Source organism: Lysinibacillus sp. FSL M8-0216 (assembly GCF_038595555.1).
Classification (GTDB): domain Bacteria; phylum Bacillota; class Bacilli; order Bacillales_A; family Planococcaceae; genus Lysinibacillus; species Lysinibacillus fusiformis.
This window is the reverse complement of record NZ_CP152007.1, coordinates 2030391-2052284: the sequence shown is the minus strand read 5'-3', so window position 1 is coordinate 2052284 and position 21894 is coordinate 2030391. Positions and strand designations below refer to the sequence as shown.

Genomic DNA, 21894 nt, shown 5'->3' with positions numbered 1-21894 from the left:
TATTAAATTATTTTTTTAATATCATTTTTCAGCATTTTTATATGGTTCTCCTCATTTGTTTGAACCATCTCTATTTGTGATACTCTTGATGTCGTGTCTTGATGCCAAGTTGTTGTCTGAACATGCTTTTGCACATATAATTGACTGTTTTCCTGTACCACCGCAGGAGCTTTCACTGCACTTAAATCTGTATCACGTATTTCTAATAAAGATTGATTGGACAAAGCTAAAAATGGGCGTGCTGCTTCGCCTACTTGACAATGTTCAATACGTCCCATTGAACGATCAGACCATATCATCGCATACGTGCTATCCTGACAGTCTTTGAAATGGCTGTTGGCTACTTCAAAAATGGCATCGATACATGTAATCCCGTTGCCTTTCATTTGTTCAAACGTACAATGCTGTGTAAACAAACGGGCATTGTTCAAATATACATGTTGCTTTTCCAGCTCTCGAATGTTTGTATGGTGAAGCATAATTTTGGCATGATCATTGCCATAAATACCACCTGATTGCCCAAATTGAATAGTCGTTTGATGGAGCTGTAGCCCACTTGCATCCACAATGATATGAAATTGCTGATGGTTTAGGATTTGACATTCGGTCATCGAAACATCAGCTTCATCTACGATGGTCATACCAACAGCCATTCCATTACGTACATGACATTTGCGAAACTCTGCCTTGCTATTCTCTATCAGCATTTGTGCTTTCACATGACGATTAAACTGACAATCGTAGAATTGAGCTTCTGTTTTTTCTCCCAGGTACAGCCCGAGTCCTTGGCCATCTGAAAATATAGAATCAGATACCATTACCTCACTACGGTGGACGATCATATTCGTGTCATGATGATTCTTGATTTCACAGCCATCCATACGTAAAATCGTATCATCAAATAGCTGTATACCAACCCCCTGTCCTTGGTGAATAAGGCAATTGGTGATTGCCAGCTCACTAGACGCCGCTACAATTTGCTCCTTTTCATGACCATGAACTTCACAATCCTCCATGACCATCTTCACATGACGAATCGCAAAAATACCATGTTTCTTCCCTTCGAGCAGCAGACAATTGCTTAATGTCATCTCACAGTTTTGCGCAATAATTTGAGCTTTCACATGATGCTCAAGTGTTGTATCAACGAGAATAACACTGGAACCATTAGCAACACGTAGACCAAAATGATTGAGCGGTGTAGCAAGCACAGCACAATTTTTCATCAGCAAACTACCATAGCTTACCATAATCTGCGTGCGAATCAATTGCTCCTCAATAATACAATTTTCTAACTGTAAATCTCCTTTTACATAAAGTCCCTGCCCTTGGCGAAAACGTAAATTACGCATATCTACATGGGTCTGGTAGCGAATAAAAACACCACCTTTAATTGTAACATTGCCAACTCCATACAATGTCAGCCGCTTGGAAATATCCAAGCTCTCCTCATAAATACCATCTCGAATTTCTATCATATCCCCAGGCATAGCCTCTTCAATTGCCTGCCCAATGCTTTGGTACCGATGCATAATACTTCTCTTTACTACAAGCGTTGCCATTTACACACTCCTCAGCCTAAAAATGATCGTATCCTATTTATATACCGAACAGGCTTGTGGTTATTCAATTTTGTGTAAAATTACTGGATTATGCATGTATTCGTTTGTGAGGAATGAAGATTTTATGACGGTTCATGGCCGTCCTGACACGCCTCCATGTATACGTATATGAGGTGAATCAAAAAAAAACCAACAAAGGATGATTCCATCTTTGTTGGTTCTTATTACTCTCAATTATTTTTTTCTTTTCACAAAAACAAAGGCAAAAATAGCCGCGAGCACGACTAGGATAGCAATGATCCACACTGTGCTTGAGTTAGATGATGTTGTTTCATCAGTTTGCTGCTCTTCTCTTGGTGTGGCATTCGAAGACTGTACTTCTTTCGTGTCATCTGCTGCTACCTGAGCAGAGCTGATTTGCACATATTGAAGTGTGGCTGTATTGGATGCCGGTGCATCATGGCCGTCTCCATGATCACCATGTCCTTCTTGATTGTCATCATGTCCATGATGGTGATCTCCAGCTGTCGTAAAAATAGATCGTTCTAGCTGTTGACCTACCCAGCTTTTAGCATCCGTTGATTCTGCAAAAATGCGAGGGTGTCCTGACAGCATATACGTTTTACCGTTGATGATAATGCCCGTTTCATCACCTGTCACGACATCTTCAATAGTGCCAGTTGGACCTTCGGCAAAGCCACCCATTTGAAGAAGCGTATGACCGCCCATATCAACATCTAGGTGTTCCGTTAAGAAGGTAATATACTCCTCTTTCGTCATTGTCGCATCTGGGTTCTCTACTTCAAGTTTATGATGAAAAAGTGCTGTATTTATTTCCTTGTATGTAAGGTCGCCCTCTAAAGAAGAAATGTATTCTTCTTTTTGTGCTGCTTGTGCTAATTCATCCACTGTTGCTCCTTCAAGTCCAAAGAAGCCACCTACCCAGCTTGCAAAATCTTTGCGTGATAAGTTGTCAGTTGGGTTTAAGGCCATATCTTTGCCATTATACCCAAGGAGCCCAATACTATGTAACACCATTATGTCCTTAATAGTTGAAGTTGTTTCAGGGACATCCGTAAATAGTGTACTTTTATCCATCGTATGGGCGTAGGCAGCAGGTGCCATGAATAAAGTACTCATTAGTAATAAAAGTAAATATTTTCTCAAAATGATTCCACCTTCCAATACATTAGTATACAGCGTAAATGTGATGGAAGTTTGAAATTAACGGGTCAAATCGTTACAGTTTAAATCGGCGTATTAAACTATTTAATTGCTCGGCCATCTCTGCTAGATGCTCAGCACTATGTTTAATTTCTTCCATAGAGCTAGCGGATTGTTCAATTGTGGCAGAGGTCTCCTGTATGCCTGCCGCTGACTGCTCAGAAATAGCTGCCATTTCATCTATGGACTTATTAATCGTGACAGTATTGTGAACGACATCATCTAGCCCAGAGGACATCCCCTCAATATTTGTAGCAATGGCCTCAATTGCGTCGGCAATATGATGGAACGTTACATTGGTCGTTGTAATTTGCAATGCCCCTTTCTCCACTTCACTATAGCCCTGCTCAAGAGAAGCGGTCACTCTATTGGAACCATCCTGAATGTTACGGACGATACCTGTAATATCTTCCACAGAATATGACACTTGCTTGGCTAATTTTCGGACCTCATTGGCCACTACGGCAAATCCTTTGCCTTGTTCCCCCGCTCTGGCTGCTTCAATTGCTGCGTTCAATGCTAGTAAATTTGTTTGTGCCGCAATGGTTTGAATGACCGTGACAAGCTTTGAGATTTCTTGTGTTTGCTTGCTTAATCCATCAACCTGATCTACTGCATCCTTCACAATATCTTGAATGGCTCCCATCTGCTTAGTAGAGGAGGACATTAAGTCCCGTCCCTCCCTTGTTAAAACTATAACATCCTGAGAATAGTGCTGAACGTCTTTATTGCTTTGATGAACAGAGGTTACTTTTCCTGCAAAGTCATTCATGGAAGTCGCAACATCTGTCGTGTGGCTGGCTAGCTCATCCGTCCCACTTGCAATTTCTGTCATCGTATGGGCGATTTGGTCTGTCCCCGTCTTTACTTCTGATGTTGATTGCAATAGCTCCTCACTATGGGCCGCTACGTCATTCGATACCGTTTGAATATGCTTCAATAAGCGATTCAAAATATCCGCCATCGTATTGGTTGCCTCCATTAGCTGGCCCACTTCGTCTTTCGATTGAATTTTTAAAGGAGGACCGCTTAAATCCCCATTCGTCATTCGTTGCATTCGCTCCGTTAATGTCATAATAGGTCTTGATATACCGCGGGCACTCAATAGCTCAACAATAATCGCTATGACAAAAATGAGTATACCTACGACGATGCCAATAAGCTGCTTATTCTCCCCAGCAACTATCATGTCAGCGCCTACCTCATTGATCGCTTGCTTGCGTTGCTCTGCTAAACCTTCATAGCCTTCACGAATGGTTGTGGCTGTTGCATCCATTTTTGTGATGTTTTGAATCGCGAGCTCCGCATTACCTTGATCATAAACAGCAAATACTTGTTGTTCAATATAGCGATTCCATTCCTTCGCCATTTCTGCAAGTTTGCTGAAATCTTCAGAGCTTGTCATGGCTAATCGTTGTTTTTCGTTGCTCGCTGCACGCGCTACATTATCTTGAAAAATAGCTTTATACTTTTCATCGCCAGACAATACATAGCCTCTAGCAGCAGCTATTCTTACATCGATGGTTTGCGCTTGTTCGTAATCTGTCGTTAATAGCTGTAATTCTTGCTCAACAATTTGTTCTGTTGCATGGTTACTTTGCTTAATAGCAAAATAGTTGTACACGATATATAACGCCATGATCGTAATAACAATGCTAAAGGAAAAAACAATTCTTCTACTAATCGTTTTGAATGACATGTGCAAAAACCCCTTATTTTCCGAATCTATTCCATAAAAAGTAATCTACCATTTTCAAAGAAAGATTGGTGGCTTTAGGAATTTTTGCTATATTTCCAGAAATAACTTGGTCAATTTTGTGTATTTTATAGCATCTTCCATCATGAGTAATTTGCCCTAATCAATCCCAAGCATGAAACATGACGTCACCAATAGTTTCACTTTTGAAATAGGCAATGTTCTTCCACTCCATAGCAGATAAACTATGCAAGGCTCGGTCTTTTTCCAGTAACGTATTTAGCGTTGCTGCTTCCAAACATTTTCGCATTGGAAAATATTTGTGTAGCTGTGGTCTCGATAAAAAGGCAAAGCTAAGCTCTTCATCCAATTTTGCAAAGGCAATATACGGCATCCAGCGATGGTGAAGAATGGTCACCATTTCCCCATCTATTTCCACTAGTGCTTGCATATAGACAAAATGCGGTCGATCGATAAAATGTCGTACTTTCGCTCGCTGTTCACTTGTTGCTAAATGGTACACCATCGATTGAAACATGCGCACATCTTGTTCGATTAAATGGTCAGCATCAAAACCAGTAATTCCTTTTGTTAATCGCATCCAATCACTCCTTCATGTTTGTCACTCTATGGACCTTCTATTTTAACTAGTCCTATTCCTTCCAAATCGTTCAAATTAATTAATTTACTCAAAATAGCAATCGTAAAGTGAATGTGATAAGCAAGATATAATAGAAAGCGGTATTTCTTTGCGATAGATTGGTTGTTTTACTTGGCAAGTAGCTAGATAGTAAATAAATGTATATATTGTGTATAATTAACATACAACAAAAGTGAGGTGAGGATTTGTCAAATCTTCAATTTTTAATGTTGATGTTTATTTTATTGATAGTGATTGTTAGTTTAATTAAAAATAAAAACGCACCCCGGTTTGCTGGGGTGCATCTACATAATTTTAGCCTACTACTTCTTGGTATTCAGGATGCTTTTCAAACTCAGCTTTTGCGAAGGGACATAATGGGATAACTAGTAACTTTTCTTTTTTCGCATAGGCAACAGCCGCTTTAACTAATTGCTGTCCAATATTTTGACCTCTTAGATGCTCGCCTACATGTGTATGATCGAGAATGATTCGACTTTCCCCTACACGAACGAAATGCACCTCTGCCTCACTATTTTCCTCGTTTCCGATATAAAATGATTGGTTACCTTGTTTAATTTCCATGGCATAATGCTCCTTTTAAATTTTGTATTTTAATGCGCCACTTGGACATCGATTGATAACTTCTGCTACATGTTTGGCCGCTGCTTCATCTGGTGCGATCCATGGCTTTGCTTTGACATTAAACACCTCTGGCAAGCCCTTTACACATTCAGCCGCATGTTGACACATGTCCTTATCGAAATAAACGGTTATCTCTTCTCCTCTATATTCACGGTACCCCATACCTAACACGTCCCTCATTGTAAGATTATTATTCTATTGGTGTTAATTTTTCTTCAATTTCCTGCCGCCGTTCTTCTAAAAATGGTGGTAAATCTAAACGTGTTCCTAAATCCTCCACAGCCGTATCCACGGTAAAGCCTGGTCCATCTGTCGCTAGTTCAACTATTATGCCGTGTGTTTCTTTCATATAAATACTTGAAAAATAGTATCGATCCGCTTTTTTTATAATAGGAAAACCAAAGTCTTTTATTCGCTGTTCCCATTGCTCAAGCTCTTCCTTATCGTTCACGCGGATAGCTAAATGGTGAACACTACCTCTTCCTGGTTTTTCTTTAGGACCCTCTTGCTCGACAATGATAATCTGTCCTTGCAATTGGTCTTCCTCCACTTGAAAAACAGCTTCAGTTTCAGTTTTTGATCGTTCTTTGTAGCCAAATAATTGTACGATGGTTTTCGCAGCATTCTCTAAAGAGCTTACAGTTAATTCCACTGGGCCCATTCCTAAAATTTGATGAGCCATCTCTACGGATGAATCTTGCCACTTTGTCCATTCTTGTGGAATAGGCTTGTCCTGATTATTTAATAACACTAGACGTAGACCGTCTGGGTCCTCAAAATAGATCGCATCCGTGTCACCATATGTTGTGATCTCGCTGTGCTCAATCTGAAATTCATCCAATCGATTTTCCCAGTACATTAAGCTGTCGAAAGAAGGAATGAGTAAACCAATTCTTGTAATCGCATCAGTGCCGCGATGTGTACGCCCGGCGTGCGCTAATTCAAAAAATGTTAAGCCTGTACCAGGACTACCTGTCAAATCACCGTAAAATAAATGATACATACTGGGATCATCTTGGTTAACTGTCTTTTTCACGCGGCGAAGTCCTAAAATATGATGGTAAAACTGATGATTTTCATGAGCATTTTTCGTAATCATTGAAATATGATGGTGTCCTGTGATCTTTAACATCGAATATTCTCCTATCCGCTATGCTTTTAAAAGAAGACTTGTTCAACTGCGAAAACATGCTTGTGTTTGTCTTAAGAACTATGACGAAATCATTATCTCGAATTAATATATCTCTAATTCGAGATAATGATAACACGATTTTTTATAGGTAGTCAATACCCTTTGATCGTCAGTTCTTCACTTTAAAAATTGCATGATTTCCTGAAGGATTTCATCTTGCTCCCGACCTAATGTCATTAAATGCTTGGAGTTTTCAAAGCCTCTTTTAAGCTTCTGCATAGAATGAACTCGCTGATAAATAGTGTCGGCACTATGCTCGTATAAGTCCTCGTCTCTTTTGCCGTAGAAAATAGCAATTGGCATCGTGATCTTCTCAAGCTGTTGCATCGTTTCTTTAATAAATCGCTGAAATCCAATCATCGCGTCCAATGGCATATCGTTAAACGGCTTCATTTCATGTGTAATTTGCTGCTCTGATTTACCCTCGATATGTTTAAAATTATAAGCGTAGTCAATGATTCTTTGTTTTAGCTGTGCTGGTTCCTTATCAATTGGTACCGATAACACAATGATTTGCTCTAGCTTTTCTAATTGGGCAAGCTTTAATGTAAAAATACCACCAATGGATAAGCCAATAACGGAAATTTTTTGATAGCCTTCATTCAGCAAAAATTGGTGCCCCTTCACCACATCTTGCCACCAGTCCTCAACTTTGTACTGTAATAACGGTTCTGGCTTATGACCGTGTCCTCTATAAAGAGGTACATAACAGGTATAGCCCTCTTCGTGGAGCTTCGTCGCCACTTTCTTCATATCTCTTGTATGGCTTGTAAAGGAATGTAAAAGCAATATTGCATGCTCATTCCCTTTCAAGTATATTTCTTTAGCCGGTAAAATAGTTAGCACCATATCAGAACCTTTCTTCACGTTCATCATAATAGAAGGTAGCCATATTTAAGGCTACCTTCTTGTTGTATTTATAGCATAATCGAATTACATATGCCACTGACCACAGCGACATATAATGCCAAATTTTTATTGCTGTTACGCTCCCACAAATAATACAGCCTGTCCAATCGCAATAAAAAAGGCCTCATGCTGTATAGGACTGTTGTCTTCAATTTCTAGTGTAATGTCAAAATGAGTTTCGCAAAAAGTCGCTTGCCAACGCGCTATCGGCTCCTCATTCCATGTAAAGATCGACCAGTCTTCCATTTCTTTGCTGAGCTTAATTTGCTGCTCTCCATCTGTTATAAGTAAATCAGGAATCATAATTTGCCAGCCATCATAGGCAATCATATAGTCTTTCCCTGTCACTAAATCCTTGCCTCGAAAATGCACGCGACCACGACGAGATACTTTTTTACAAGTAAATAAAGGTTGGCCAGCATGATCATGGACGTCAAAACGAACAAAATAACGAAAATCCATCGTCTTATCGAATGCTTTTTTAAGAGCATTCGAATAAACACGTTGAACCGTTGATGATTTCTCTCCTGATTCATTTAAAATAGAGACCACCTCGGTAGAATCTATTTCCATTGGCTGTTTATATGTATAGGTTTTCAAACGACTCGCTCCTTCAAAACAATTGCTTCCTTTAAACTAACATAAAATATGCGCCCAATTCAAAGAATGTAAACGCCAGATGGTGCGATATCATAAATTTGTCTTACTCACGCTTACAAGCTTAATGTGCAAATGCTTAGCATCATTTTTTTACATACAAAAAGGAGACTACTTCTTTACTAGTAGCCTCCCACATTTTCTTTATTTATCTAATTTAAATGTAATGTCTCCAACGCCGATTTCTGATTTGATGTCCAGCACAACATCTGCCTTATCATATGCTTCATTGACATAGACACCTTGGCCCTTTGAAATGAGACCCTCGATATTGGATGAACCTATGCCCTTTTCGGTTGTTAATTTGACACCAACCTTTGAAGGTACAATAATCGTCGTTTGACCTACCCCAGTTTCAATATTCGCTTTAAAGCTTTTTTTCCAATCCCCGCCTAAATTGACTGTGAGATCACCGACACCCGCTTCTATATCTAGTTTTTCTAGCTGCAGTCCCTGTAAATCAAGATTGGCTAAGGAAGCACCTGTTTCTACCGTCAAATCCATCGGAATATCATCATTTAATTGGATTGCCCATGTGTTTTTAATATTGGAGATGCCCAGCTTCGTCGAGCCTTTATGTTTAATTTCAACTTCTCCTGTATCGCCGCTTACATCATAGGTAACTTGGGGGGCTAGCTTTTTAATATTATAGTCCACCTTGCCCTCAACCCACTCCTTGGCACCACCAGTTAGATTCATTTCGCCGACACCTAAATCAATATCTACTTCTAGCGTCTTCGCTTTATCCTTTTCTACTAAGATGGTTTCTTCTTGCATTTTGTTTGGCATAAACGAAAAGCACCCCGACAAGACGAATACTGATGTGCCCATCACGACACCTAATCCAACTAATTTTTTCAATTTAATTTCCTCCCGCTATATATTCTACCAATAATTTCATTATATAGGAGTGGATAATAGAAAATACGACCCTGCGTTTGAAATTTATCTAAGACCTGAGACGTAGTAGCTACGATTGGCGTGGAAGATCCTCACCCTCTAGCAATGCTTTTAAATTAGCAAGGGACGCATCATAGCCCTGCATATTGAAGCTAACCGTTGTGCCGTTGTCCTGTTCTGCTAAAGACATCGCGATTACCGTTTCTGGAACTTCCAAGTAAAATGAAAAAATCTCATGTTTTTGGACCTGCTGGATCGTTAACTGCATTGGCAGTGGATCTGCTAGCTGATTATGGTCATTAGGCATTAAAGTAAAGGTCATCATTTCCCCTTCAGCCAGTTTAGGAATGTCCCAAGTAGAGCCTGGCGCATACCATTGTGAAAGGGATTGCTCCTCTGTTATCGCTTGCCACACATTTTCAACTGCCGCCTGAATCCAAATTGAACTACTCATCCGCAACACCCTCATTTCCTATTTTTTCATTATTTTACCGAACTTTCAGAAGAGAAGCTACGATTGGTTGTTCTCGATAAATAAAATGCTCCTACAATGACCATCATTGCTACTATATCCAAGGCCATTTGATGACTTGAAAGAATGGTAACGAGTAAACCGTAGATAGACGGAGCTAAAACAATAAAGAATTGATTGATCGTTAAAGCCGCACTAACAGTCAGTCCCACAGATTGAGGATCAGACTGCTCCGTTACACTGGCTATATATAAGGAATACCAGCCTAGTGCGAAAAAGCCCATTACACCACAAAATAACATCATTAAGCTATTAGCATGTAAAACAACAGGCATACAAGCGACCATCACAAATGTGGCAAGCATAACGATTATTAGTAAGTGCTCGCGCTTCTGAGCAAAGTATCGGTCACTCAGCCAAGCAAGAGCAATTCTTCCTACCATCCCTCCAAGCAAGACCAAACTCAAATACTTCCCTGCTGCTGTTAAAGAATAGCCGCCTTCCTGATGTAAATAACTCATCAAATGGGCGATGAGGATCATCTGTAAGGACATCATCACAATGCCCACAAAAAAAATCGGATAGAGTGCTCGATTGTCTTTAATAGCCTTCATCTTTTCTTTAAACGGTATTGGTGCTGCTGCCGTATTTTGCTGTTTTGGCTCCTGATACATCAATAAAAATAGTAAACCGCCACCGATTGCTACGAAACCTTGTGCCCCATGCACAGCCGTCAGATGGGAGTGATGATATAAATAGGTAAGAATGAAGGAAGCGAGAGCCCCACCGATTGGAATACCTGTTTGGCGAATTCCGATCGCTAAACCCCGATGCTTGTCTGGAAACCATTTCACGATGGCCGTACTACCTCCCGTTTGAGCACTACCGTACCAAAAGCCAACAACTATTAATACGACTAGCAATGTCGTATAATGATTCACAGGAATTAAGAGGAACGTACAGAGGCCAAGAAAAATAGAGCCCCATCCAATAATTTGTTTTTCTCCCTTTTTATCCATGAGATAGCCAAAGAAAAGCATCGAGAATATCGGTCCAATATTCACGGCAGAAACAATTAATCCTGTTTGGAATGACGTTAAGTGCCATTCCATTTGATAAAAGGAAGCAACTGGCCCCATCCCGTATGTGACAAAGGTGGAAGCTGTTTGCGAAAGCGTAGCCACCAGTAAAATGATCCATTTATAATATGTATGCATATAAACCCTCCAGAGCTATATACCGCACTATTTATACGGTACATTTAGATATCTTGAGTTTACGTTGACAGCTTGCTTACGTAAAATGGAGGAAAATGATAGCGGCTATCAAAAAATTTAATAGGTGTGTGACGAATAACATGAACATTGAAGAAATTGCCATCAAAATTGAGCTTTTAGAAAGGCAAAATTTAAGTAAATCAGCCGAAATCACCAACTATACACAGTCGGCCTTAACTTCGAAGGTAAAGAAGATGGAAAGTGAAATTGGACAGGAAGTCTTTAAACGAACACCTCAGGGCTTAAAGCTAACAGAGGTAGGTGACCACTATTTACAATTTTTAAAGCAGGTTGCCCAACAATATGAGGCATTTTTACATACCGTAGGATTCACGCAAGCCCATATTCAATTTGGAACCTCCCATACGACAATTAAAATATATGGTGCGTCTATCATGAATGCGCTACAAACTAGTCATAGTCCTATCGATGTGGATTTCACGGTCGAATCGAGTACATCGTTAAATCACAAAGTCCATCTGGCGGAATTAGACTGTGCATTAACGAGTAATCCAATAAAGCATTATGCCGATTTACACTATGATTTAATGACAACCGAAACATTTGAAGTCATCTCGAGCCCTGCACATGTCATCGATTTTGACAGGCAAACACCTGTGACACTCCTAGTTTTAAGTAAGGGCTGTATGTATTCGAAGGCATTAGCCGAATGGCTTACTCACAAGAAAGTCCCTTTTACAATGAAGGAAATTAAATCCGTAAGTAGTATTCTTGATTTTCTAGAAATCGAGCATACATTGGCAGTGTTAAATACGAAGTTACTGGCACTCTACCCTTGTCCTGACCTGCATTTTTATGAAATGGAGACACTTAACAAGGTCATCGAGACTGTCTTTATTTATAAAAAGGAAAACCATAAGCAGTCTTCTATACTGCAATTAAAGCAAGTAATAGAATCCTTGCTTGAAAGGAATGAGCAGGGTGATCATTAGCTCAGGTTGCTCTTTATGCGAATATTTTAAAAAGCCTATATTATTCACGCAAGCTGCACTATAATAGGTTTGATATTATTAAATACATAGGAGTACATCATGTTTTATTACATCTCATTGTTTTTGGCAGTATTTGCTTTATCTACATCAGCTATTTTTGTTAAGCTTGCGGATGCCCCGCCGGCTATTACGGCTTTTTATCGACTATTTTTTGCAATGCTCGTGCTCCTTCCCTTTTTATTAGCACAAAAGGGACTACGACAAGAGCTAGCTAACCTGTCTAAAAAACAGTGGGGACTGGGCATTTTATCAGGTCTATTTCTGTCCTGTCATTATGTTTTATGGTTCGAATCATTAAACTACACATCCGTGGCCAGTTCAACGGTTATCGTCACGCTACAGCCGTTATTCTCTTTAATAGGTAGCTATTTTTTATTTAAAGAGCGCTTTTCCAAAGGGGCTATTGTTGGCTGTTTGGTAGCGATCATCGGCTGTTTCATTATCGGCTGGCAGGATTTTCAAATTAGTGGACAGGCTCTTTATGGCGATATTCTGGCGTTTATCGCAGCAGGCATTATTACAGCCTACTTTTTTATTGGGCAATCTGTACGGAAGGATTTATCACTTATTACCTATTCGATTATCGGATATGGCAGTAGCTCAATCTTCTTAGCCATTTACGCCCTCTTTATGCAGGAATCGTTTTTCGACTATCCCGCGTCCACATGGTGGTCCCTATTAGGACTAGCTGTGATTGCAACCATTTTTGGGCAAACGATCTTTAATTGGCTATTAAAATGGTTAAGTACAACCGTCATCTCTATGAGTATTTTAGGAGAAACAATTGGCACATGTATTTTAGCTTATTTTATTTTAGATGAAATGATTTCCGTTCAACAAGGGATTGGCATAATGGTCATTTTACTAGGACTTGCCCTCTTTTTACTCCAACAACGTAAATCGGTATAATAAAAAACAACGGCTAAAAATGCCGTTGTTTTTTTATGGCTGAGTAAAGCGAAAGGTCGTACCATCCTTGCTGGATTGTAAAGAGGCTTCCATATTTATTGTTCTAGCAATATCGTGGATAATTTTCAGTCCAAGTCCACTATGTTCGATATCTGAATCAAAGCCGATGCCGTCATCACACATCCATACCTCTCCCTCTTTAATCGTCACCACTAGTTTAGATGCTTGGGCATGCTTTAATGTATTTTGAAAGACATTATCAAATAAACGTTGTAACCATAATTCATTACTTGTCCAAATTACCTCTGCATCTATTGGATGAAAATGGAGTGCAATATTTTGCATGTGGTATAAATAACTCCATTTCTTGATCATCGTTTCTAATAGAAACGCTAGATGAACTTCCTCCTGAACGACAAAGGCATTATCGCTCGTATCAAAAGACTGGTATTGCAATTCATTCGTTAAATTCGCGATATAGTGAATTTGTGCATTTAATGATTCCACCAATTTTGGTTGCTCTTGTAGTTGATCTTCTAAATAAAACAATTGCAAACGTATCGCTGTCAGTGGTGTATGGATATCATGTCTTAATTTTTGAAGCAGCTCTTTTTGGAGCTCCTGCTGTTGAGCTAACTCTAATTCCCGATAAGTCGTGCGCTCAATTAAAAGATTCACCGATTGAATTAATTGCCCTATTTCATCCTCGCTGCTTACCGTTAACGTATCGGGTATCCGTTCATTACTCGCTAGTTCCCGTATTGTTTGATTGAGCATTGTAATTCTAGTCAATAATGAATGGATGGATGTGGAAAATAGTAAGGCAAGAATCCCTAAAGACAGCACAAAGGCAAGCAGCATAACAGGATATGCAAAGGATTCATGGAACGGGATGCCATTATTTTTCGTTTTAAAAGCCTTGTCATATAGTATGGACATGAACACACTAATACCTAATAATACGATGGGCACACTCCCAATCGCTACCAACAAGAGTGTTCTATATTTAGTTTTTAATGTCATTTCTTTATATGGGTATTTAGACGATACCCCTCTCCATATATATTTTGTAAAATAATGCCTGTTGAATCGTCCAGCTTTGTCCGAATCTTCTTCATGTAGACATTGAGAATATTATGGTTGCGATCATCTAACGGCCATAAATAATCAAAAAAGTGGTCCTTTGTTAAAACTCTGTCACGGTTGTCAAATAAATAAAAGAAAATTTTTCGTTCTATAGCCGTCAATGAAATTTCGTTTTGAAGATGGTGATGAAATACTTTACGATGCTCTCCGTCAATGAATAAATGCTGTATTTGCGTAAACGTTCCATATTGTTGCACTAGCATTTTTTGGATTCTTAACAATAGCTCTCGTGGATCAAACGGCTTTGTCAAATAGTCTTCTCCAACTGTTAAACCTTCTAGCTTGCTTTCAATATCACTACGAGCTGATAGAAAAATGATGGGTATATTTAAGCCTAATTGTTTAATGTTTTTGCTTAATTGATAGCCATCCTCTCCTGGTAGCATAATATCCATAATGACTAAATCTACTTCCTGAATGAGCCTCATTATATCTCGGCCATCTGTTTTCCATATGGCTTCATAGCCTTCTCGTTGCATTATCTTTTGAAGTAAATCACCAATCATGGGATCATCTTCTACAATTAAAATTCTAAATCCTTTCATGTTAACGACCTCTCTCATCAGCATTCGTTTTCATAAACTCTATCGCTAGTTGATAGATTTCCTCGGGTTGATAAAGATATATACTATGAGTGCCACTGACCTCTTTCACTTCTGCATGGGTGAATTGCTTCGCGAAGTCTGCGTAATCCTGACGATTTTGCGCTGTATATTTTGAATGTACATTCTCCTTCGCAATAGCATCAACTATTAAAATGGGAATGTCTTGCGGCAATGAAAGCTGTTCTGATTGTAAACTATTTTCATAGACGTGTAACAGCTCATTTTTCATATCTTCATTAAAAAATTGCTTAAAGGACAACGCCTGATAGATTTCCTTTTCCTCCGTCGTTAAAAAGGACATGTTCATAACTTGCGGATTATACACCTGTGAGGGTACTAGGCGGTGTAAACCTACCTTAGTAGCTAGACTCATCCCCTTCACCATCCATCTATCGAAGGTACCCATCTTATGCTTTACATACTGACTAGGCAGGCCAATATCTAGAGCGATAATTCCCTTTACTTCTTCTGGGTATTTTTGTGCCCAGTAAATCGCTTCAAGTCCTGAAATAGAATGAGGGACAAGAATATAGGGTGGCTGAAGCCCACTTGCCAGAAGTGCCTCCCTTGTTTGCATAAGGATGGTATCAATATCTCGTTCATCATGGGCGATCTCACTAAAGCCATAGCCTGCGCGGTCCACTACTGCAATTTGATGGTGCTGCGAAAACTTACTATAAAGCCCCTTTAGCTCATAAACAGGAGCCGCAATGCCTGATCCTGCCATAAAAACATATGTATCCTCCCCATCCCCCTCCTGATAGACATTCATGCGTTGACCATGAACGTTTACCATCATGCCATTATTGCGTAAAACGGCCTCCTCTTTTTGGACCATACGATAGTGGTACATACTGACCGCTACAATGCCGAGCGTTACGATGACCCCCAAATAAATAAACATTTTCTTTATGATTTTTTTCATACGCCTCTCCTCTCCGTTGATACTTGTAAGGATACATGTGAAAAATTAATAACTAATTAATTTTCGAAGAAATGTTTACAAGATGCGTTGAGATGCTTGTCAATGAACAAAAAAAGCTGCCTACATCATGTGGCAGCATTTTTAGAGTCATTCATTTGGATAGGTTTTCTGTAAAAAGACGATAGACTGTTGAATTAGAGCCTTTAAAATATCTTCCTCGACATCAGCCAGTTTATTAATATAAACACAGGCTTTCCCTGTTGTGTGTTTCCCAAATTGCTGTAATAGCTGTTCTCGCTCACTATCACCTGGTGCAAAGTATAAACTAATTTTTGCCTTGCGAGGGGAGAATCCGACAAGTGGAGCATCGCCTTCATGGCCCGTTTGATATTTGTAATGATAATGACCAAACCCAATAATACTAGGACCCCACATTTTTGCCTCATAGCCTGAGACCTCTGTAAAAATGTCCAATAGTCGATAGGCATCTTCCCGCTTTTTTGGATGATCCACACTTTCAATAAATTCAATGACACTTGCATCGGTTTCTTTCGTCTTTAATTCATACATGTGTATCCCTCGCCTTCACAAAATCGGATTGTTCATTCCTATTATTCCCTATTCCGCCTGCTCTAACAAAAGTTTTTGTTGGAGTTGACGATACATCCCTTGTTGTTCCATCAGCTCTTGATGATTGCCTTGTTCAATAATTTCACCCTGTTGTATAACGAGTATTTGGTCTGCATTCTCGATGGTTTTCAAACGATGGGCGATAACAAAGCTAGTACGACCTTGCATTAAATGCTGTAAGCCTTTTTGAATATCAACTTCCGTTTGCGTATCCACACTGGAAGTCGCTTCATCTAAAATTAAAATATCCGCGTTCTCCAAAATGGCACGAGCAATAGCAATGAGCTGTCGTTGTCCCTGACTTAAATTAGCACCACCCGCTTGAACCGGCGTATCGTATTGTGCAGGTAAATATTTTATAAAATGATGGGCATTCGCAATTTTTGCCGCTTCCACAACCTCTGCATCGGTCGCATCCAGCTTACCAAAGCGAATGTTTTCCCGAATAGTGCCAGAGAACAAATAGGTATCCTGTAAAACCACACCTACCCGTTGGCGAATTGTAGACATTTTATACTGTTCAATATGGTGCCCATCAATTAAAATTTCACCCTGATCCACGTCATAAAACCGTGTTAGTAAATTAATAATGGTTGTTTTCCCTGAGCCAGTAGGACCAACAAGAGCTATCGTTTCCCCTGCCTTTGCCTGGAAGTTTATGTTTTGAAGAACTGGCTTCCCTTGCTCATAGCTAAACGATACTTGCTTGAAAACGACGTCGCCTTTTAAGGAAGGTGCCTCAATAGCCTGTGGTAGATCAGCTACCTCTGACGGTTCATCTATTATTTCAAATACACGCTCTGCTCCTGCAATGGCAGACTGAAAGGTGTTTAACAGATTAGATAATTGATTGAGCGGGCGGAAAAATTGCCGTGTATAGGTGACAAATGCAGCGATAATACCAACCGTCACTAAACCTTTTACTGCTAAAAGAGCTCCTGTCCCGATGACTATCGCTAGGCCAAGGTTATTCATAAAGTTATTGATAGGTCCTAATAAACCTGACGTAATCTCTGCGCGTTGTGCGGAGTTTCGCAAGTTTTCATTTTGCTGATGGAACGTGTCGATGGATTGCTGTTCCTTGCCAAAAAGCGTGAGTACCTCTGCACCTGTAATCATTTCCTCAATATAGCCATTCAGCTTACCAAGATCTCGTTGACGAGCCGCATAATTTTTACTGCTGCGTTTAATAATTTGCTTAGTAGTGAAAACAATTAGCGGAATAATGATCAAGGTCACAATCGCTAATGGCCAGCTTAATGTGAACATGGCAATACTAACACCAACGACTGTTAAGATGGACGATACAATTTGCGTCACACTTTGAGCAAGCGCTGTATTTAAATTATCGATATCGTTAGTGACACGACTCATTAAATCCCCGAGCGCACGCTGATCAAAAAATCTTAATGTGAGCGTTTGTAGTTTTTGAAACAGTTCCAGACGCAACGTCCGAATCGTTTTCATCGCCACATGAATCATGACATAGGTTTGCAGCCAGGTCAGAATAGACGCTACCGTAAAAATCACGGCTAATAGGATTCCTAGTCGTATTGTCCCGTCAATATCTTTTTTCATAATGTAATCGTCAATGATATGGCCTATCATATAAGGCCCCGCTAAGCTTAAAAACGTAGAAGCGATGACCAAGATGATGGAAAAATACAGCCCTATTTTTTGCTGTTTGACATAGTGCCAAACTCTTGTCAGTGTTGCCTTTTGATTTTTCGCCTTTTCAGCTGGCCCTCCCATACGAGGTCCACGTCCAAAATTCATTTGCTTTGGTTGGTTTTGACTCATCCTTCTTCACCAGCCTTTTGCTGTGACGCGTAAATTGCTTGGTAATGTACATTGTTTTGAAGTAGCTGTTGATGGGTTCCTTGCCCAACAAGCTCGCCATCCTCTAGGACAAGAATGACATCTGCCTGCTGTATCGAGGCAATTTTCGAAGCTACCATCAATGTCGTCGTGTCTTGATAATGGGCGGCAATGGCCTGCTGCACATGTTTTTCTGACGCACTATCAAGGGCTGAGGTCGTGTCATCCAGCACGAGAATAGCTGGCTTTCGAACGAATGCCCGACTTAAAGCCAAGCGTTGCTTTTGCCCACCAGAGAGATTTGTAGCCCCCTGTGACAGCTCATGTGCTAAGCCCTTATCAAGCCGCTCCACAAATTCACTAGCACAGGCAGCGTCCAATGCCTGTTGTATTTCCTCTGCCGTTGCGTGTTCATTACCAAGGCGAATATTTTTTTCAATCGCTCCAGAAAACAATAAGGCCTTTTGTGAGGTAAATCCGATATGGTCCCGTAACGTGGCTAAAGAGTACGTTGAAAGCGGTTTGCCATCCAAGTAAATGGCGCCACCTGTTGGATCGAAAAGGCGAGGTAATAGCTTTACAAGTGTTGATTTACCGCTACCCGTTTTTCCAATGATGCCTACTGTCTGCCCTGGCTTCACAGAAAACGAAATGTTTTTAAGAACATCCTCCGCCGTTTCATAATAACGATAACTTACATGATCAAATTCAATAGCTCCTTTTATAGCATCTGTCCATGCATGTTCTGCTTCCTTAACGGCAATGTCCTTGTTTAAGACATCCACAATTCGTTCTCCCGAAGGCAATGCACGCGCAATTTGCATCAGCACCATACTAGAAGACATTAAACCATTTAAGATAATGGTTAAGTAGTTAATAAATGCGAGAATAACCCCAACCTTTAATGTCCCTGCCTCAACCTTAATAGCTCCAAGCCAAAGCGCCGCAACTATCCCTAGGTTAATCACGAACATCGTAAATGGCACAAGCACCCCTATAATTTGTTCTGCAGTGATGAAGCGTTTTGTCAGCCCATCATTCAGCTCACCAAATTGGGATACCTGTTGGGTTTCACGGCGAAAGGCTTTAACGACACGGATACCCGCTAAATTTTCCTGTAGCTTCGTATTCACTGCATCAATAGCCTCTTGGACGCGACGATAGAGCAGCCCCGAATACTTCGTGAAAAAATACATAGCCACAATCAAAATCGGCACAATGATAAGAAGTATTGAAAAAAGCTCCCGTGCGGTTACAAAGACGATAATGACTGCCCCGATAAAGAGTAGCGGCCCACGCACAAAAATACGTAGTGTCATCATAAACGCGCGTTGAATACTTTCCACATCACTCGTTAAAATAGTAATTAACTTACCTGTCGTAAAGTCATCCCGCTCCTTAGCTGAATAAGTCATCATTTTCTCATAGAGAGCCTGTCGAACATCCGAAGCAAAATGAATCGCTGCCTTCGAGCTGTAATAAGAGCAGCCAATCCCACCAACAAGCCCAATCACCGCACTTGCTAGCATCCATACAAACATGCTTAGCACATAAGCATGATCCCCATTGGCAATCCCTGTATCAATCATATGCTGCATAATCGTCGGCTGAATTAAATCCATTGTCACCTCCAGCACCATGAGAAGAGGCGCTATTAAGGTGAAAAATTTATAGGGCTCCAAATACTGCCCTAACTGTTTTATTGCCTGCATACATTCGTCTCCGTTCTATTTAAATCCCATTCGTTCCTCATTATAACTGAAAACTATTCCCATTTGGCACTATTTTTTCGAGACTCGTAATATTTGAGATTTAACTAATTGAGGAGATATCGTCGAGCTTATGGCTGACATCCATCCAAATAAAAAACCCCCATGCCTATACAAAGGGCACTGAAAAAGTCCATATCTTTTTTTCATTTGGCACTGTGACTCTACTGTTGTTTTCCGAAGCATTCCGCTCGCTTTCCGCGGGCGAGCGCCGAGTCTCCTCCTACGCTTCGCTTCGTGCGGGGTCTCGTCTGTCTCGCTTTCCCGCAGGAGTCGAGCGATGCTTCTCTAAACAACGCAATGTATCATTCTATTATTTTAGTCACACTTTCCTTTATAATAAAAGAATGAATATGTAGGTGGTGCCCCAATGATTTCAAATCAGGAAACCAATGGACGTAATGCCATTCCTCCAATTCGCATGTTTAAGTACTTATTATTAAAAGTGATGAATGATGTATCAGACGTCGACCTAGTAGAGCGCTCAAAGTATGATATGTCATTCAACTATTTCTTGGATATGGCAACAGAAGATCCAGTGAGACAGAAATAAGGCACTTCCTGTTCAAAATTGAACAAGAAATGCCTTATTTTTATTTGAAAAAGTTCGCTTTTATGAAAACATAAGTTTTTCAGTGCCCTCGTCTATTCATGGAGGTCGCTTTAAATGATTCTTGTACCGCTCGTTGGATTATTTTCAAGGCAGTCTTTTTGCTCTAAACATACCCTATTGCATGGGCTTATCCGTAGTTTTTCAAAATTTCTTTGGAAAAATTGGTGGGCCAACTGCTCTTTCTCGGGATGAACACCAAGTAAAATAACTGTACTTGGTCCGGCTGATTTGGTCATATGATGAGAACACTCCACTACTTGCTCGCCAAAAAGGCGCACACATTCACCTTGAAGTCCCTTTGATCCGACAGGCCACACTTGCTGAACGATTTCCGCCAGCCATGCCTGATAAACAGGTTGCAACTGCGCCACATCATCAGGCTGTGCTAATAGTTCCTCGCCAACAAGTGGTAAGCCGTATGTGTACCAACTAAGCTGTTCAGGGTCCCATGCTTTTCGCTGTTGTATTTCCCCAAGCATAGTAATTGCTAGACCTGACTGTAATGTTGGCATATTGGATTCCGAACTACCAGCAATAGCTGGACAGGATAGTCCCGTTTCCTCGAACACTTGCTGAATGCCACTTTCATAGCGTGACCATGCCGCATCCCCTGAAAAATTAGCAAGTAGAATTTGAACAGGAAGTGCCTGTGCAGCCAGCTGTTCTAGAAATGTCACACGAGCTGTCATATAGGCTGTCAATTGATCGGATGCCGGCACAATATCTTGTGGCTTTTCCCCGATGGCTGCCGCATTATCCATTGTCGCAATTAATCCGCCCACTTTCATAGCATTTCTCACTAAACTCGACCTGCCTTACGCACAAAAACTTTTGACAGAATGGGCATGACTACCGCGACAATCATTAAATTAATAGCGGTTGCTATGAAAATACTCGCTAAAGCACCCCAGAAAAAGGCAGGACTGATAATAAAATAAAATGGCAGTGGTGCTACGATGCCGTTTAATATGAGGGCAACTGGCCATTTCCATACATGCATGCCTTTTTTATGCATGACCCCAAAAATCCAGACAACGATAAACATTTCTATAGCAATAATTACATGGAGTGGGCCAAGTGGGAAGCCAGCAGTTAATGCGCTAATAAAATGACCAATGAGACCAGCTACCCCAGCTAATAATGGCGATAAAAAGACCACACCTAAAAAGGCAGGTGCTGAATCAAGAGCTGCCGTTGAAATAAAAGCGGGTACTTTAATGGCGGCTCCTACAGCACAAATGGCCGCTACCATAGCCGTTAGTATCCATTTCATTAATTTTTGTCGATCCATT

22 protein-coding genes and 1 pseudogene are annotated in these 21894 nt (G+C 40.3%); 3 read left to right on the top strand and 20 right to left on the bottom strand.

Annotated features, from left to right (window positions below):
- Positions 1 to 2 precede the first annotated feature (2 nt).
- From MKX57_RS09865 to MKX57_RS09810, 12 genes are all read right to left on the bottom strand, one after another.
- A complete protein-coding gene (locus tag MKX57_RS09865; RefSeq protein WP_342550993.1) occupies positions 3 to 1562 on the bottom strand; it encodes a right-handed parallel beta-helix repeat-containing protein in 1560 nt (519 codons plus the stop codon).
- A gap of 234 nt (positions 1563 to 1796) precedes the next feature.
- Complete coding sequence (locus tag MKX57_RS09860; RefSeq protein ID WP_342550992.1) at positions 1797 to 2729, bottom strand: hypothetical protein; 933 nt, start codon at positions 2727 to 2729, stop codon at positions 1797 to 1799.
- 73 nt (positions 2730 to 2802) lie between these two features.
- Positions 2803 to 4485, bottom strand: a complete 1683-nt coding sequence (locus tag MKX57_RS09855; protein ID WP_342550991.1) for a methyl-accepting chemotaxis protein — start codon at positions 4483 to 4485, stop codon at positions 2803 to 2805.
- Between the two features lie 160 nt (positions 4486 to 4645).
- Positions 4646 to 5083 carry a hypothetical protein gene (locus tag MKX57_RS09850; protein ID WP_089984752.1) on the bottom strand — a complete coding sequence of 146 codons (438 nt, stop codon included), beginning with the start codon at positions 5081 to 5083 and terminating at the stop codon, positions 4646 to 4648.
- Between the two features lie 354 nt (positions 5084 to 5437).
- A complete protein-coding gene (locus MKX57_RS09845; RefSeq protein WP_089984755.1) occupies positions 5438 to 5707 on the bottom strand; it encodes a GNAT family N-acetyltransferase in 270 nt (89 codons plus the stop codon).
- Positions 5708 to 5722: 15 nt separating this feature from the next.
- Positions 5723 to 5929, bottom strand: coding sequence for a (4Fe-4S)-binding protein (locus MKX57_RS09840; protein WP_237068774.1), 207 nt, complete (start codon positions 5927 to 5929; stop codon positions 5723 to 5725).
- 28 nt (positions 5930 to 5957) lie between these two features.
- Positions 5958 to 6899 (bottom strand): VOC family protein, encoded by a 942-nt coding sequence (locus MKX57_RS09835; protein WP_239355048.1) that lies wholly within the window; start codon positions 6897 to 6899, stop codon positions 5958 to 5960.
- A 177-nt stretch (positions 6900 to 7076) separates the two neighbouring features.
- Positions 7077 to 7835 carry an alpha/beta hydrolase gene (locus MKX57_RS09830; RefSeq protein WP_342550990.1) on the bottom strand — a complete coding sequence of 253 codons (759 nt, stop codon included), beginning with the start codon at positions 7833 to 7835 and terminating at the stop codon, positions 7077 to 7079.
- 108 nt (positions 7836 to 7943) lie between these two features.
- Complete coding sequence (locus MKX57_RS09825) at positions 7944 to 8468, bottom strand: hypothetical protein (protein WP_342550989.1); 525 nt, start codon at positions 8466 to 8468, stop codon at positions 7944 to 7946.
- A 201-nt stretch (positions 8469 to 8669) separates the two neighbouring features.
- Positions 8670 to 9386, bottom strand: a complete 717-nt coding sequence (locus tag MKX57_RS09820) for a toast rack family protein (RefSeq protein WP_096364254.1) — start codon at positions 9384 to 9386, stop codon at positions 8670 to 8672.
- 109 nt (positions 9387 to 9495) lie between these two features.
- A complete protein-coding gene (locus MKX57_RS09815; protein WP_171366075.1) occupies positions 9496 to 9879 on the bottom strand; it encodes an SRPBCC domain-containing protein in 384 nt (127 codons plus the stop codon).
- Between the two features lie 29 nt (positions 9880 to 9908).
- Positions 9909 to 11114, bottom strand: coding sequence for an MFS transporter (locus MKX57_RS09810; protein ID WP_089984764.1), 1206 nt, complete (start codon positions 11112 to 11114; stop codon positions 9909 to 9911).
- Between the two features lie 140 nt (positions 11115 to 11254).
- Here MKX57_RS09810 and MKX57_RS09805 point away from each other — a divergent pair, with 140 nt between their 5' ends.
- Positions 11255 to 12127 carry a LysR family transcriptional regulator gene (locus tag MKX57_RS09805; RefSeq protein ID WP_090003189.1) on the top strand — a complete coding sequence of 291 codons (873 nt, stop codon included), beginning with the start codon at positions 11255 to 11257 and terminating at the stop codon, positions 12125 to 12127.
- A 99-nt stretch (positions 12128 to 12226) separates the two neighbouring features.
- Positions 12227 to 13096 (top strand): DMT family transporter, encoded by an 870-nt coding sequence (locus MKX57_RS09800; RefSeq protein ID WP_090003178.1) that lies wholly within the window; start codon positions 12227 to 12229, stop codon positions 13094 to 13096.
- Positions 13097 to 13129: 33 nt separating this feature from the next.
- On the opposite strand, the gene MKX57_RS09795 is transcribed toward MKX57_RS09800, so the two are convergent.
- From MKX57_RS09795 to MKX57_RS09770, 6 genes are all read right to left on the bottom strand, one after another.
- Positions 13130 to 14119, bottom strand: coding sequence for a HAMP domain-containing sensor histidine kinase (locus MKX57_RS09795; RefSeq protein WP_342550988.1), 990 nt, complete (start codon positions 14117 to 14119; stop codon positions 13130 to 13132).
- Complete coding sequence (locus tag MKX57_RS09790; RefSeq protein ID WP_008179829.1) at positions 14116 to 14787, bottom strand: response regulator transcription factor; 672 nt, start codon at positions 14785 to 14787, stop codon at positions 14116 to 14118. Before MKX57_RS09790 ends, MKX57_RS09795 begins: the two co-directional genes overlap by 4 nt.
- 1 nt (position 14788) lies before the next feature.
- Positions 14789 to 15772, bottom strand: coding sequence for an alpha/beta hydrolase (locus tag MKX57_RS09785; protein ID WP_342550987.1), 984 nt, complete (start codon positions 15770 to 15772; stop codon positions 14789 to 14791).
- Positions 15773 to 15919: 147 nt separating this feature from the next.
- The gene (locus tag MKX57_RS09780; protein ID WP_089984774.1) at positions 15920 to 16342 is read right to left on the bottom strand and encodes a DUF1801 domain-containing protein; all 423 of its coding nucleotides are present in this window, start codon (positions 16340 to 16342) and stop codon (positions 15920 to 15922) included.
- 48 nt (positions 16343 to 16390) lie between these two features.
- Positions 16391 to 18202, bottom strand: a complete 1812-nt coding sequence (locus MKX57_RS09775; protein WP_342550986.1) for an ABC transporter ATP-binding protein — start codon at positions 18200 to 18202, stop codon at positions 16391 to 16393.
- A complete protein-coding gene (locus MKX57_RS09770) occupies positions 18199 to 19932 on the bottom strand; it encodes an ABC transporter ATP-binding protein (RefSeq protein WP_342550985.1) in 1734 nt (577 codons plus the stop codon). Before MKX57_RS09770 ends, MKX57_RS09775 begins: the two co-directional genes overlap by 4 nt.
- Before the next feature lie 357 nt (positions 19933 to 20289).
- On the opposite strand from MKX57_RS09770, the pseudogene MKX57_RS09765 reads away from it, so the two are divergent.
- Positions 20290 to 20530, top strand: a pseudogene (locus MKX57_RS09765) (transposase); the annotation flags it as partial.
- 122 nt (positions 20531 to 20652) lie between these two features.
- On the opposite strand, the gene MKX57_RS09760 reads toward MKX57_RS09765, so the two are convergent.
- Together MKX57_RS09760 and MKX57_RS09755 are read right to left on the bottom strand one after the other, a co-directional pair.
- Complete coding sequence (locus MKX57_RS09760; RefSeq protein WP_237068773.1) at positions 20653 to 21402, bottom strand: hypothetical protein; 750 nt, start codon at positions 21400 to 21402, stop codon at positions 20653 to 20655.
- A complete protein-coding gene (locus MKX57_RS09755; RefSeq protein ID WP_089984778.1) occupies positions 21402 to 21893 on the bottom strand; it encodes an ECF transporter S component in 492 nt (163 codons plus the stop codon). Before MKX57_RS09755 ends, MKX57_RS09760 begins: the two co-directional genes overlap by 1 nt.
- Position 21894: the final 1 nt, after the last annotated feature.

Coding starts and splice junctions, on each gene's coding strand:
- MKX57_RS09780 (WP_089984774.1), bottom strand. CDS start 16,342: ATGTATGAATTAAAGACGAAAGAAACCGATGCAAGTGTCATTGAATTT.
- MKX57_RS09770 (WP_342550985.1), bottom strand. CDS start 19,932: ATGCAGGCAATAAAACAGTTAGGGCAGTATTTGGAGCCCTATAAATTT.
- MKX57_RS09850 (WP_089984752.1), bottom strand. CDS start 5,083: ATGCGATTAACAAAAGGAATTACTGGTTTTGATGCTGACCATTTAATC.
- MKX57_RS09790 (WP_008179829.1), bottom strand. CDS start 14,787: ATGAAAGGATTTAGAATTTTAATTGTAGAAGATGATCCCATGATTGGT.
- MKX57_RS09775 (WP_342550986.1), bottom strand. CDS start 18,202: ATGAGTCAAAACCAACCAAAGCAAATGAATTTTGGACGTGGACCTCGT.
- MKX57_RS09845 (WP_089984755.1), bottom strand. CDS start 5,707: ATGGAAATTAAACAAGGTAACCAATCATTTTATATCGGAAACGAGGAA.
- MKX57_RS09810 (WP_089984764.1), bottom strand. CDS start 11,114: ATGCATACATATTATAAATGGATCATTTTACTGGTGGCTACGCTTTCG.
- MKX57_RS09865 (WP_342550993.1), bottom strand. CDS start 1,562: ATGGCAACGCTTGTAGTAAAGAGAAGTATTATGCATCGGTACCAAAGC.
- MKX57_RS09830 (WP_342550990.1), bottom strand. CDS start 7,835: ATGATGAACGTGAAGAAAGGTTCTGATATGGTGCTAACTATTTTACCG.
- MKX57_RS09755 (WP_089984778.1), bottom strand. CDS start 21,893: ATGGATCGACAAAAATTAATGAAATGGATACTAACGGCTATGGTAGCG.
- MKX57_RS09855 (WP_342550991.1), bottom strand. CDS start 4,485: ATGTCATTCAAAACGATTAGTAGAAGAATTGTTTTTTCCTTTAGCATT.
- MKX57_RS09805 (WP_090003189.1), top strand. CDS start 11,255: ATGAACATTGAAGAAATTGCCATCAAAATTGAGCTTTTAGAAAGGCAA.
- MKX57_RS09800 (WP_090003178.1), top strand. CDS start 12,227: ATGTTTTATTACATCTCATTGTTTTTGGCAGTATTTGCTTTATCTACA.
- MKX57_RS09785 (WP_342550987.1), bottom strand. CDS start 15,772: ATGAAAAAAATCATAAAGAAAATGTTTATTTATTTGGGGGTCATCGTA.
- MKX57_RS09795 (WP_342550988.1), bottom strand. CDS start 14,119: ATGACATTAAAAACTAAATATAGAACACTCTTGTTGGTAGCGATTGGG.
- MKX57_RS09840 (WP_237068774.1), bottom strand. CDS start 5,929: ATGGGGTACCGTGAATATAGAGGAGAAGAGATAACCGTTTATTTCGAT.
- MKX57_RS09835 (WP_239355048.1), bottom strand. CDS start 6,899: ATGTTAAAGATCACAGGACACCATCATATTTCAATGATTACGAAAAAT.
- MKX57_RS09815 (WP_171366075.1), bottom strand. CDS start 9,879: ATGAGTAGTTCAATTTGGATTCAGGCGGCAGTTGAAAATGTGTGGCAA.